Raw genomic sequence first — 12,765 nt, forward strand, 5'->3', positions numbered from 1 at the left:
GCAAAAACCGGGAAACACGCGCATGGCGCAGGCACATCAGGGCGCGAGACCCCATTTCTCGCATCCCATCCGTCAGATTGTGATGATGTTGGTCGCAATTGGCCTGGCGGGGTTGGGCGTCTTCATGGCGCTGCCTTATGTGTTGCCGGTGTTTCAGGCCAACCCGTACCTGAACGGTTTTATCATTCTGGTTTTCGTTATCGGCGTTTTTGCCTGTTTCTTTCAGGTGACACAGCTGATTGGCTCGGTTCGCTGGATCGAGGCTTTTGTTGGCGGCGTTGTTCGCGAGGACGCGCGCACCCCGCAATTGTTGGCACCTTTGGCCTCATTGCTGCGCGAACGTGGTGCACGGTCACAGATCAGTTCCAGTTCGACCCGGTCGATCCTGGATTCGGTCGCGGAACGCGTCGAGGAAGAGCGTGAGATCACGCGCTATATTACCAATGTCCTGATTTATCTGGGCCTTTTGGGCACGTTCTTTGGACTGGCGACCACCGTCCCAGCTATTGTCGACACGATCCGCAGCCTGAACCCGCAGGAGGGCGAAGAAGGGCTGGCCGTGTTCAACCGCCTGATGGTGGGGCTTGAGGCGCAGCTACAAGGAATGGGCGTGGCATTCGGTTCGTCCCTTTTGGGCCTTGCCGGGTCTCTGATCGTCGGGTTGCTGGAACTGTTCACGGGTCACGGTCAGAACCGGTTCTACCGCGAGCTTGAGGAATGGTTGTCCTCAATCACCCGTGTTGGCTTTGCCGCGGCTGAGGAAGGTGGGGCGGAAATTGCGGTCCTGACACCTGTTCTGGACGCGATGTCTGAACAGATGGATGCGCTGCAAGACCTGTTTTCGGGGCAAGAGGCTGATCGCGCCACCGTGTCGGTCAAGCTGGGCCAGTTGGTCGACGCGATTGGTGAGATGAATGTGCGACAGTCTGAATCCGAAGGGGTTACAGCCGCATTGGAACGCGTGGCCCTTGGGCAGGACGCCCTGTTGGATCACATGCGTGATCAGGGCACGGGTGAAGGAATTGACGCCGAAAGCCGGATGCGCCTGCGGTCGATGGACGTTCAGCTATTGCGTATCCTCGAAGAAATTTCGGCCGGTCGTCAGGAAAGCATGAGCGAACTGCGCAAGGATATCGAATTGCTGGTCAAAGCTCTGACATTGCCCCGAGGCGCCGTGCGCACCGCTCCGGAAGGAGAGTAATCCATGGCTCTGTCCCGTCGCACAGGTCAGCGTTTTCAGGGCTCGGTTTGGCCGGGTTTTGTTGACGCGATCACCGGTTTGTTGATGGTGCTGACCTTCGTTCTGACCATCTTTATGGTGGTGCAGTTCGTTTTGCGCGAAACTATTTCCGGGCAAGAGGACGAATTGACCGCCCTGTCGGATGAAGTCGCAGCGCTGGCCGGGGCATTGGGATTGGAGGAGCGTGAGAATACCCGCCTGGAGGCCCGTCTTGGCGCGTTGAACACGACCCTGTCGCAAACCGAAGATACGCTGGCGCGGGCCGAAGTGGACCTGGCCTTGTCGCAGGCGCGTATCACGGATTTCGAGGCGCAGGTCGCCGCACTTCTGACGGATCAGGAGCGGGCGCGCGGCGCCATTGCAACACTGGAGTCCCAGCGCGCCAAGTTGCTGGAGGACCAAGAGGCGCTGAATCTCGCGCTGGCGCAAAGCCGATCTGAGATCGACGAACAGGCCGAAGCCGCCCGGCTGGCAGCCGCCCAACGCGAGGCGCTGGAGGCGTTGGTTGCGGATCTTGAACAAAGCGACGCGGCGCAATCCACCCGGATCAGTGAACTGGAAGAACAGATCAGCGCGGAAGAGGCCGCCAAGCTGGCCGAAGCTGCCGCTGCCGAGAACCTGCGCAACCGTCTGCAGGATGCAGATGCCGAGTTGACAGCAATGACACTGGCCTTGGAAGCACAGCGCAAAGAAGCTGAGGATACATTGACCCTGCTTGCCGCAGCACAAGCCGCCAGGGCCGAGCTTGAGCGCCAGTTCGGTGCGCTGGATGCGGACAAGTTGCAGGCGCAACTACAAGCCGCTTTGGCTGCGCAGACCGAGGCACAGGCCGAGGCACAATCGCAGCGATCATTAGCCGAAGAGCGTGCAAACCTATTGGCTGTGGCCCGTGAAGCGATCTCGGCGGAGAAAACGATTTCCGCAAAAGCGCAGCGAGAAACGGCGTTGTTGAACCAACAGATGGCGGCGCTGCGCCAACAACTTGGCGGTTTGCAGGCGTTGTTGGGCGACTATGAAGAACGCAACGCCGCTTCGGACATTCGAATTCAGACCCTGGGTCAGGACCTGAACGCAGCTTTGGCCCGCGCGGCCTCGGAAGAACGCCGCCGGCGCCTGCTGGAAGAGGCTGAGCGTGTCCGGCTTGAAGCCGAAGCAGAAGCTCTGTCTGGACAGAATCAGGAACTGGCCGCGCAGGCCGAAGACCTGCAACGCTATCGGTCAGAGTTCTTTGGAAGACTGCGCGACGTGCTTGGGGATGAGGAGGGCGTTCGGATCGAAGGCGACCGTTTTGTTTTCTCGTCCGAGGTCCTGTTTGACACGGGTTCGGCCGTTTTGTCGCCGGCCGGGCAGCAGGACATCGCCAAAGTGGCCAATATCCTGCGCAGCGTGGCGGCTGAAATTCCCGAGGGCCTGAACTGGGTGATCCGCGTCGATGGTCACACTGATAACGTGCCGCTGGCCGGTTCAGGGCGCTATCGCGACAATTGGGAGCTTAGTCAGGGCCGCGCCTTGTCCGTCGTGCGCTACATGGTCGATGCGCTGGGCATCCCGCCGAGCCGGTTGGCCGCAAACGGTTTTGGTGAGTTCCAGCCCGTAAATCCGGCAGACACCGCGGAGGCCCGGGCACAAAACCGCCGGATCGAGCTGAAACTCACCGAAAGGTAACCGAGACACTCGTTAAGGGTACGGGTCAGCGACGACCAAACCGAAAGCTGTTATCTGGCTTACCCGCAAAGCAGCGCGGGACGACCGGGTAACTTTCAGTCAGGAAATAGGCATACGTTCCAGATGGATACTCAGGCGAAATCGTAAAGGCTCCGTTACATTCATCCAGATTTCCGGCGCCTGCTACATAAGCGTAGTCCTCATTGAACGTGCCATCATGCTTTCCGTCGGGTGCGCTTCCTCCAGGGCGGTTGCCGCCTTTCAATCTGTACGACGACTTCATTTGCGTCACTTTCCCATCCAAAACGCCGGTCATTGCGTAAATCGGGAAGCCGTCAGCGGCATATCCGATCAGCGGTGAATGTCGGTTGGGTGTATAGTTCAGCAACTCAATAAAGCCCGTGGGGATGCCGTGATAATGGTATTTTCCATTGGGTTGCACATGGGCATAGTTTTCGTCGAACCCCAAAGTGACCGCGCCCCCAAGCGCATTGTAGGACCAGCCTGAGCGGGGATTGCCCTGCCAGAACTCAGCGGCCAACGGGTCGAACACGACGCCGTTCAGAGACACGCCAAAGTTCCATCCCATTTCAAGCGGGGTGGTGGATCGATTGGATTTCGGGTTCGTCGGTACTTTCAAGTTGACGCGCTGCTCGGAAATGCTGTGCGGATTGCCTTGGTTCGGAAAGCGCCCGACAAGGTGATCGGGGATCCCGTTGGCCGAGACGCGGATACTTTTGCGGGTCTCAGAGATTTCAGAGTGGCTGTGCCCCGGATCAATCGTTGCGGCCTGCAGGCGCAGTGGCTGCGTTTCTGTCTTGTCGTGATATCGAAATCTGTGCTGGGCAGTTGCTATGGCGGCAACGGCGGAAAGGGCGAATGCTACGCTCCAAACGGCGACGGTTTTGGTCATCAAAATCCCCTATGCAATTCATCAGTGACAATGAAACGCGCAGAATTGGCTATTCCGTCGAAAAAGTTTGTGGCCGAAACGTAATCGCCCGGTTGCTGAACAACCGGGCGATTAGATTTGTTAGGCGAATGCGGCGTCTTAATCCGCGGTCAAAAGCGGAGGTTTGTCGCCCGGAATTCTTGGCTGATCGGGGCCAAGGATATCCAGGTTCAAATCGCCTTTCTTGACAGACACGCGGACCACACCACCCTTGGCCAGCTTGCCGAACAGCAACTCCTCGGCCAGTGGTTTCTTGATGTGTTCCTGAATGACACGACCCAGAGGACGTGCACCCATCTTGTCGTCATACCCTTTTTCCGCCAGCCACGCGGCGGCTTTGGGGGTCAGATCGATGGTCACATTGCGATCCAGCAATTGCGCTTCAAGTTGCAGAACAAACTTCTCGACCACCTGTAGGATGACCTCTTTCGGTAGTGGCGCGAATGAGATCACGGCGTCCAGGCGGTTGCGGAATTCCGGCGTGAACATACGTTCGATTGCGGCCGTATCCTCGCCTTCGCGACGGTCACGTGCAAAGCCGATAGCCGCCTTGGCCTGTTCTTGCGCACCCGCGTTCGAGGTCATGATCAGCACCACGTTGCGGAAGTTCACCGTACGTCCGTTGTGATCGGTCAGCTCACCGTGGTCCATCACCTGCAACAGGATGTTGAACACGTCCGGATGGGCTTTTTCGATTTCATCCAGTAGCAGCACGCAATGCGGATGCTGGTCGACGCCGTCGGTCAGCAGACCGCCCTGATCAAAGCCTACATAGCCCGGAGGCGCGCCGATCAGACGGCTGACGGCGTGCTTCTCCATGTACTCTGACATGTCAAAGCGCAGCAGTTCTACACCCAGCGTATCCGCCAGCTGTTTCGCAACTTCGGTCTTACCCACACCGGTCGGGCCAGCGAACAGATAGTTGCCGATGGGCTTTTCAGGTTCACGCAGACCGGCACGCGCCAGTTTGATCGCACTGGACAGCGCCTCGATTGCCAGATCCTGGCCGAATACAACACGTTTCAACGATGCCTCGAGATCTTTCAGCACCTCGGCATCATCTTTGGTGACGTTCTTGGGCGGGATGCGGGCGATCTTGGCGACGACCGCCTCGATTTCCTTGACCCCGATGGTCTTGCGCCGTTTGCTCTCAGCCACCAGATGCTGCGCCGCACCGGCCTCATCGATTACATCGATGGCCTTGTCGGGCAGTTTACGGTCGTTGATGTAGCGGGCCGATAGTTCCACTGCGGTCTTGATGGCATCGGCGGTGTATTTGATCTCGTGATGTTCTTCGAAATAAGGCTTCAGACCGCGCAGAATTTTCACGCTGTCTTCGACTGAAGGCTCGCTTACGTCGATCTTCTGGAACCGGCGGCTCAGCGCGCGGTCTTTCTCAAAATGCTGACGGAATTCCTTGTATGTGGTCGAGCCCATGGTGCGCAGTTTGCCGCCCTGCAGGGCAGGTTTCAGCAAGTTCGACGCATCCATCGCACCGCCCGAGGTGGCACCGGCACCGATCACAGTGTGAATCTCGTCAATGAACAGCACCGCGTCGGGGTGGTCCTCCAATTCGGTCACAACCGCCTTCAGGCGTTCCTCGAAGTCGCCGCGATAGCGGGTACCTGCCAGCAGAGCACCCATGTCGAGAGAATAAATTGTGGTCTCAGACAGCACATCTGGCGCTTCGCCGCCAACAATCTTGCGTGCCAGGCCTTCGGCGATGGCGGTCTTACCCACGCCCGGATCACCCACCAGCAGCGGGTTGTTCTTGCGGCGGCGGCACAAGACCTGAATACAACGCTCAACCTCGTCAGCTCGACCGATCAACGGGTCGACATCGCCTGCGCGCGATTTAGCGTTCAGGTCAATGCAGTACTTCCCAAGCGCGCTTTCCTTTTGTTCGCCTTCGGTAACGCCAGGTTGAGCTTCTTCCTCGACCTGATCCGCGCCGGATACCGAGCGGTTTTCGCCGTAGGCAGGGTCTTTGGCCACGCCGTGCGCGATGAAGTTTACCGCGTCATAGCGCGTCATGTCCTGCTCTTGCAGGAAATAGGCGGCATTGCTTTCACGTTCGGCAAAGATGGCGACCAGAACGTTTGCGCCGGTCACTTCGGTCCGGCCCGAGCTTTGGACGTGGATCGCCGCGCGTTGTATGACGCGCTGGAAAGCGGCCGTTGGCACGGCCTCGGAACCGTCGATATCCGTGACCAGATTGGACAGGTCTTCGTCAATGAATTCAACTAGAGTGCTGCGCAGTTCTTCCAGATCGACGCTGCAGGCTTTCATGACGCGTATGGCGTCAGGTTCTTCCAGTAACGCCAGAAGCAGATGCTCTAGCGTGGCAAATTCATGACGCCGTTCATTCGCAGCTGCCAAGGCCGCGTGGATGGCTTGTTCTAATGTGCTCGAGAATGAAGGCACGCGGGTGCTCCTCTGTCTTGGGTCGAAAGGGGCAGGCTTCGGCCGGAACCCCATCCCAACCATGTCCTCATACTATTAGAGTTTGGTTGATAGTGGCCCGGCTTCAAGGGTTTTCTTGCTCTTGACAGTCACATTTCACGTGACCGTGGCCGTGAGGAAGGCAATTTGGGTACTAGAAGCTGTCTTTTCTAGTCCGAATTTCAGCAAAAACGTCTGCGGGGTCTGAATTTTGCATTCCCAAATGAGCCTGAATCGCCGGGTCAGCGGCCCGCAAGAACGGGTTTGTGGCCTTTTCCAGCGCCATCGTCGAAGGAACCGTGGGTTCTCCGGCAGCGCGAGCGCGGTTAATATCATCCGCGCGTTTTTGCAGTGCGGCATTGGTGGGATCGACGGTTAAAGCGAATTTTGCGTTTGATTGCGTGTATTCGTGGCCCGAGCAAACGATTGTCTCATCGGGAAGCGCGGCCAGCTTGCTGAGAGAGGCCCACATCTGCGGTGCCGTGCCTTCGAACAAGCGTCCACACCCCAATGCCATGAGGCTGTCTGCTGTGAAAACCACTGCGCTGTCCGGCATGTAAAAGGCGACATGGCCAACAGTATGGCCGGACACATCCAGCACCCGAATCTGCTCGCTTCCGAATTCAAACGTATCGCCGTCGCTGACCTGCTGATCCAGCGGGGGCAGGCGGTGTGCATCGGAGGCCGCGCCAACAACTTTAGCCGGGTGCTTTTCCAAAATGGCAGACAGGCCATCCACATGGTCCCAATGGTGATGGGTTAGAAGAATATGGGATAATGTCCAGCCGCGCTTGTCCAACTCGGCCAGAATGGGTCCGGCTTCGGGCGCGTCGACCAGTGCGGTATTGCCGCTTGCGGCGTCATGCGCCAGAAATGCGTAATTGTCGCTGAGACATGGGATGGTAACGACCTCAAGAGGCATGGCCTTTTGCCCTTTCGTTGCTAGACTGCGCCCAGCTAAGCCGATTGACCGGGTGTCTGCAATGCATCTTGATGTGCAGGATTTGAGGAACTTCTACTATCGCAGCACTCTGGGTCGTGCCGCGCAGGCGGCGATCCGTGGGCGACTGATCGAGCAATGGCCCGAGGCCAAGGGGCAAACGGTTGCTGGATTCGGCTTCGCGGTTCCATTGCTGCGTCCTTATCTTGCGGACGCCCGCCGCGTGATCGGTTTGATGCCAGGCCCGCAAGGCGTCATGCCCTGGCCCGCCGGAATGCCCAATGTGTCGGTTCTGACCGAAGAAACCCTGTGGCCGATTGAAACAGGTCATGTCGACAAGCTGATTGTGATGCACGGGCTTGAAACCTCGCAGCGGCCCAGCCAATTGCTAAATGAGTGCTGGCGCGTGTTGGGGCCAGGGGGGCGCGCATTCTTTGTTGTGCCCAATCGGGCTGGTTTGTGGTCTCGGACGGATAAGACCCCGTTTGGCTTTGGCCGACCGTACACAGCCTCGCAGCTGGAAAGTCAGCTCAAGGCGCATCACTTCATCCCGGAAAGCCATTGCTCGGCTCTGTATCTGCCGCCGTCATTCCGCCGTTTCTGGCTGAAGTCGGCGAGCCTGATCGAAAAGACTGGCCAAAGGCTGCCAACAGTCATGGCAGGCGGAGTGCTTATGGTTGAGGTGACAAAACACATCCGACCGCCCAGCGGCAGTGTTGCAAAGGATGCCGAACGTCGTCCGATAAAGGCGCTTGATGGCCTTCTGAAACCAGCCTGAGCAGCCCGGTCATTTCCCCCCTTCAATTCGCAAAAATTGAGGGAAAAAGGACACAGGAATCGCAAAAACCTACACTTTCGTAACATTTTTCGTCTGTTTCAGCCGGATAAAAGGGTCGCACCCTCCTTAAGTAATTGAAATTGAACATTTTGTGGATAAACCTGTTGCCGTGATAATATATTGCTAGCTGGGTTCGGCTCTGCTACATCCCCGGTGATTTTGATCCCCGACCGTCTGGCCGGGGTTTCTTCACGCCCCCGGGGTAGCTGCCGCAACGCGAATTCGGGGCCCAAAATATCGGAAGGGTGGACGTGTCCGAACCAGCTTCGATTTCCACAGGCATTGCCAAGCGCTATGCCACCGCGATCTTTGAGATCGCCAAAGAGAATAATGACCTCGCAGGTCTGGAAACCGGAATCAACGATCTGGCAGCAGCATTGGGCGAAAGCGCCGAACTGCGCGACCTGATCGCATCGCCTCTGGTTTCGCGTGCCGAACAAGAAGGCGCCATTACCGCAATCGCTGACAAAATGGGTCTGCACGCCATCATGCGTAACACGCTGGCTCTGATGGCTCAGAAGCGCCGTCTGTTCGTAGTTCCCGAGTTGGTGCAGGTTCTGCGCGACATGCTGGCGGACGAACGTGGCGAAGTGACCGCCGATGTCGCGTCGGCCAAGGCGCTGACCAAGACACAACTGGAAAAACTGTCCAAGACGCTGTCCGAGCGTGTGGGCAAGACCGTGACAATAAATGCGACCGTTGATGAAAGCCTCATTGGCGGTCTTGTCGTTAAAGTGGGCTCGAAGATGATCGATAGCTCGATCCGTTCGAAGCTCAACTCCCTACAGAATGCAATGAAAGAGGTCGGATAAATGGGAATCCAAGCTGCAGAGATTTCTGCAATCCTGAAGGACCAGATCAAGAATTTTGGTCAGGAAGCCGAAGTGGCCGAAATCGGTCGCGTGCTGAGCGTCGGTGACGGGATTGCCCGCGTATACGGTCTGGACAATGTGCAAGCGGGTGAGATGGTCGAATTCCCCGGTGGCATCATGGGCATGGCGCTGAACCTGGAAAGCGACAACGTTGGTGTTGTTATCTTCGGTTCCGACCGTGACATCAAAGAAGGTGACATCGTCAAGCGCACCAACTCGATCGTGGACGTTCCGATTGGTAACGGTCTGCTGGGTCGTGTTGTTGACGGTCTGGGCAACCCGCTGGACGGCAAAGGCCCCATCGAATCCACCGAGCGTGGCGTTGCTGACGTCAAAGCACCTGGCATCATCCCGCGTAAATCGGTTCATGAACCGATGGCAACCGGCCTGAAATCGGTTGACGCGATGATCCCGATTGGTCGTGGCCAGCGTGAGCTGATCATTGGTGACCGTCAGACCGGTAAAACTGCCGTTGCTCTGGACGCCATCCTGAACCAGAAAACCTACAACGATGCAGCAGGCGACGACGAGTCGAAGAAGCTGTACTGCGTTTACGTTGCGATCGGCCAAAAGCGTTCGACCGTTGCGCAGCTGGTGAAGAAACTGGAAGAGTCCGGCGCGATTGACTACTCGATCGTTGTGGCCGCAACCGCGTCCGACCCGGCGCCGATGCAGTTCCTGGCACCCTATGCCGCAACCGCAATGGCCGAATTCTTCCGCGACAATGGCCGCCACGCACTGATCATCTATGATGACCTGTCGAAACAGGCTGTGTCTTATCGTCAGATGTCGCTGCTGCTGCGTCGTCCGCCCGGACGTGAAGCCTATCCTGGCGACGTTTTCTATCTCCACTCCCGCCTGCTGGAGCGTTCGGCGAAGCTGAACGAAGACTTCGGTGCTGGTTCGCTGACTGCTCTGCCGGTTATCGAAACGCAAGGTGGTGACGTTTCGGCGTTTATTCCGACCAACGTGATCTCGATCACCGACGGCCAGATCTTCCTGGAAACCGAACTGTTTTATCAGGGCATCCGTCCTGCTGTGAACACCGGTCTGTCGGTTTCGCGTGTGGGCTCTTCGGCTCAGACCAACTCGATGAAGTCGGTTGCCGGTCCGGTTAAGCTGGAACTGGCTCAGTACCGCGAAATGGCTGCGTTTGCGCAGTTTGGTTCCGACCTTGACGCCGCGACCCAGCAGCTGCTGAACCGTGGTGCGCGTCTGACCGAGCTGATGAAGCAGCCGCAGTACTCGCCGCTGACCAACGCTGAAATCGTCTGTGTCATCTTCGCCGGCACCAACGGTTACCTCGACAAGATCGACGTTTCCGATGTTGGCCGTTACGAAGCTGGCCTGCTGGCGCACCTGCGCGGCAAGCACGCCGACCTGCTTCAGTGGATCACCGACGAAGATCCCAAGATCAAGGGCGACGCTTCCGACAAGATCAAGGCTGCGCTGGACGAATACGCCGCAACCTTCGCTTAAGGGAGAGGCGGGCACATGCCAAATCTTAAGGATCTTAAAAACAGGATCGAGTCGGTCAAATCGACCCGCAAGATCACCAAGGCCATGCAGATGGTCGCGGCTGCAAAACTGCGCCGCGCCCAGGAATCTGCCGAAGCCTCGCGTCCCTATGCTGAACGGTTCAATGCCGTGATGGCGGGGCTGGCGGCATCGGTCGGGGGCAGCGACAGCGCCCCCAAGCTGCTCCGTGGTACGGGCAGTGATGATGTCCACCTGCTGGTTGTCATGACAGCTGAACGCGGCCTGTGTGGCGGCTTCAACTCGAGCATCGCCAAGCTGGCCCGTGTCAAAGCGGAAGAGCTGCGCCTGAAAGGCAAGACGGTCAAGGTTTTGACTGTCGGCAAAAAAGGCCGCGACGCGCTCAAGCGTGACCTTGGCGATCTGTTCGTTGGACATATCGACCTGAGCGAAGTCAAGCGTCTGGGTTACACCAACGCGCAAGACATCGCCAAGGGCATCCTGTCCCGTTTCGATGGGGGTGAGTTCGATGTTGCCACGATCTTCTACTCGAAGTTCGTCAACGTTGTGACCCAGATCCCGACGGCACAACAGGTCATCCCAGCCTCGTTTGAGGATACCGAGGGCGACGACAGTGGTGCCGTGTTCGACTACGAGCCCAGCGAAGAGGCCATTCTGGCCGACCTGCTACCAAAGGGGGTTGCGACTGCAATCTTCTCGGCTCTGCTCGAAAACGGAGCCTCGGAACAGGGTGCACGTATGTCCGCGATGGACAACGCAACACGCAACGCGGGTGAGATGATCGACAAGCTGACGATCCAGTTCAACCGTTCGCGTCAGGCCGTGATCACCAACGAGCTGATTGAAATTATTTCCGGCGCTGAGGCGCTGTAGAGACAAACCGGAGACGAAACATGGCGAATGCAAAAGGCAAAGTCACACAGATCATCGGGGCCGTCGTCGACGTGCACTTCGAAGATCAGCTGCCAGAAATTCTGAACGCGCTGGATACAACCAACAACGGCAAAAAGCTGGTTCTGGAGGTTGCACAGCATCTGGGCGAAAACACTGTCCGCACCATTGCGATGGACGCAACCGAAGGTCTGGTTCGCGGCGAAGCTGTAACTGACACTGGCGCACCGATCGCGGTTCCGGTCGGCAACGCAACACTGGGACGAATCCTGAACGTTGTGGGCGAACCTATCGACGAAAAAGGCCCCGTTGAAACCAAAGAAACGCGCGCCATTCACCAGCCTGCGCCAGACTTTTCGGATCAGGCAACGGAATCCGAAGTTCTGGTTACCGGCATCAAGGTTGTTGACCTGCTGGCCCCTTACGCCAAAGGCGGTAAGATCGGTCTGTTCGGCGGAGCCGGCGTTGGTAAAACAGTTCTGATCATGGAGCTGATCAACAACATCGCCAAAGTGCACTCGGGCGTGTCCGTGTTCGCGGGTGTTGGTGAACGGACCCGTGAAGGCAACGACCTGTATCACGAGATGATCGAATCCGGTGTTATCGTTCCCGAAAAGCTGGAAGATTCGAAAATCGCGCTGGTGTACGGCCAGATGAACGAGCCTCCGGGTGCACGTATGCGGATCGCTCTGTCGGGCCTGACCCTTGCGGAACAATTCCGTGACGCAACCGGTACCGATGTTTTGTTCTTTGTCGACAACATCTTCCGCTTCACACAGGCAGGTTCCGAAGTGTCCGCCCTGTTGGGCCGTATCCCTTCGGCGGTGGGCTATCAGCCGACGCTGGCGACTGACATGGGCGCGATGCAGGAACGGATCACCTCGACCAAGTCGGGCTCGATCACCTCTGTGCAAGCCGTCTACGTCCCTGCGGATGACCTTACCGACCCCGCGCCTGCGACGTCGTTCGCGCACCTCGATGCGACCACCGTTCTGAACCGTGCGATCTCGGAAAAGGGTATTTACCCTGCTGTTGACCCGCTCGATTCGACCTCGCGTCTGCTTGATCCGGCAATCGTCGGTGAAGAGCACTATACCGTTGCGACCGACGTTCAGCAGATCCTCCAGCGCTACAAGTCGCTGCAGGACATCATCGCCATCCTCGGCATGGACGAACTGTCGGAAGAGGACAAACTGACCGTGGCCCGTGCCCGTAAGATCGAACGCTTCATGTCGCAGCCGTTCGACGTGGCACAGGTCTTCACCGGCTCGCCCGGCGTTCAGGTTCCTCTGGATGTCACCATCGCGTCGTTCAAGGCCGTTGTGGCCGGCGAATACGATCACCTGCCCGAGGCAGCCTTCCTGATGGTTGGCGGCATCGACGACGTGATCGCCAAAGCGGAGAAGATGGCCGCAGAAGCCGCCTAAG

Annotated in this window: 10 protein-coding genes; 7 read left to right on the forward strand and 3 right to left on the reverse strand. The window is 57.9% G+C overall.

Annotated features, from left to right (window positions below; translation table 11 throughout):
* Window positions 1–22: 22 nt before the first annotated feature.
* Window positions 23–1,201, forward strand: a complete 1,179-nt coding sequence (locus AC2FD9_RS05025) for a biopolymer transporter ExbB (protein WP_496835701.1) — start codon at window positions 23–25, stop codon at window positions 1,199–1,201.
* 3 nt (window positions 1,202–1,204) lie between these two features.
* Complete coding sequence (locus AC2FD9_RS05030; protein ID WP_496835703.1) at window positions 1,205–2,905, forward strand: peptidoglycan -binding protein; 1,701 nt, start codon at window positions 1,205–1,207, stop codon at window positions 2,903–2,905.
* Between the two features lie 25 nt (window positions 2,906–2,930).
* On the opposite strand, the gene AC2FD9_RS05035 is transcribed toward AC2FD9_RS05030, so the two are convergent.
* From AC2FD9_RS05035 to gloB, 3 genes are all read right to left on the reverse strand, one after another.
* Entirely contained in the window at window positions 2,931–3,818 is an 888-nt protein-coding gene (locus tag AC2FD9_RS05035; protein WP_496835705.1) for a YHYH protein, read from the reverse strand.
* A gap of 138 nt (window positions 3,819–3,956) precedes the next feature.
* The gene (gene clpA, locus AC2FD9_RS05040) at window positions 3,957–6,281 is read right to left on the reverse strand and encodes an ATP-dependent Clp protease ATP-binding subunit ClpA (protein ID WP_058275504.1); all 2,325 of its coding nucleotides are present in this window, start codon (window positions 6,279–6,281) and stop codon (window positions 3,957–3,959) included.
* A 172-nt stretch (window positions 6,282–6,453) separates the two neighbouring features.
* Window positions 6,454–7,221: a hydroxyacylglutathione hydrolase gene (gloB, locus tag AC2FD9_RS05045; protein ID WP_496696194.1), complete on the reverse strand. Its 768-nt coding sequence runs from the start codon at window positions 7,219–7,221 to the stop codon at window positions 6,454–6,456.
* Window positions 7,222–7,282: 61 nt separating this feature from the next.
* Here gloB and AC2FD9_RS05050 point away from each other — a divergent pair, with 61 nt between their 5' ends.
* From AC2FD9_RS05050 to atpD, 5 genes are all read left to right on the forward strand, one after another.
* Window positions 7,283–8,017: a class I SAM-dependent methyltransferase gene (locus AC2FD9_RS05050; protein ID WP_109313357.1), complete on the forward strand. Its 735-nt coding sequence runs from the start codon at window positions 7,283–7,285 to the stop codon at window positions 8,015–8,017.
* A 311-nt stretch (window positions 8,018–8,328) separates the two neighbouring features.
* Window positions 8,329–8,889, forward strand: coding sequence for a F0F1 ATP synthase subunit delta (locus tag AC2FD9_RS05055; RefSeq protein WP_058276054.1), 561 nt, complete (start codon window positions 8,329–8,331; stop codon window positions 8,887–8,889).
* Window positions 8,890–10,428, forward strand: coding sequence for a F0F1 ATP synthase subunit alpha (atpA, locus tag AC2FD9_RS05060; RefSeq protein ID WP_058275507.1), 1,539 nt, complete (start codon window positions 8,890–8,892; stop codon window positions 10,426–10,428).
* 15 nt (window positions 10,429–10,443) lie between these two features.
* On the forward strand, window positions 10,444–11,319 hold the full coding sequence (locus tag AC2FD9_RS05065) for a F0F1 ATP synthase subunit gamma (RefSeq protein ID WP_058276006.1): 876 nt from the start codon (window positions 10,444–10,446) through the stop codon (window positions 11,317–11,319).
* A 20-nt stretch (window positions 11,320–11,339) separates the two neighbouring features.
* Window positions 11,340–12,764 (forward strand): F0F1 ATP synthase subunit beta, encoded by a 1,425-nt coding sequence (gene atpD, locus AC2FD9_RS05070; protein ID WP_058275509.1) that lies wholly within the window; start codon window positions 11,340–11,342, stop codon window positions 12,762–12,764.
* The last annotated feature ends 1 nt before the right edge of the window (window position 12,765 follow it).

This window comes from Ruegeria sp. YTSC230 (assembly GCF_059609665.1).

What these genes read in the sequence shown, in the direction of transcription:
- AC2FD9_RS05025 (WP_496835701.1), top strand. Translation starts at nt 23, where the DNA reads ATGGCGCAGGCACATCAGGGCGCGAGACCCCATTTCTCGCATCCCATC.
- AC2FD9_RS05030 (WP_496835703.1), top strand. Translation starts at nt 1,205, where the DNA reads ATGGCTCTGTCCCGTCGCACAGGTCAGCGTTTTCAGGGCTCGGTTTGG.
- AC2FD9_RS05035 (WP_496835705.1), bottom strand. Translation starts at nt 3,818, where the DNA reads ATGACCAAAACCGTCGCCGTTTGGAGCGTAGCATTCGCCCTTTCCGCC.
- gloB (WP_496696194.1), bottom strand. Translation starts at nt 7,221, where the DNA reads ATGCCTCTTGAGGTCGTTACCATCCCATGTCTCAGCGACAATTACGCA.
- AC2FD9_RS05050 (WP_109313357.1), top strand. Translation starts at nt 7,283, where the DNA reads ATGCATCTTGATGTGCAGGATTTGAGGAACTTCTACTATCGCAGCACT.
- atpA (WP_058275507.1), top strand. Translation starts at nt 8,890, where the DNA reads ATGGGAATCCAAGCTGCAGAGATTTCTGCAATCCTGAAGGACCAGATC.
- AC2FD9_RS05065 (WP_058276006.1), top strand. Translation starts at nt 10,444, where the DNA reads ATGCCAAATCTTAAGGATCTTAAAAACAGGATCGAGTCGGTCAAATCG.
- atpD (WP_058275509.1), top strand. Translation starts at nt 11,340, where the DNA reads ATGGCGAATGCAAAAGGCAAAGTCACACAGATCATCGGGGCCGTCGTC.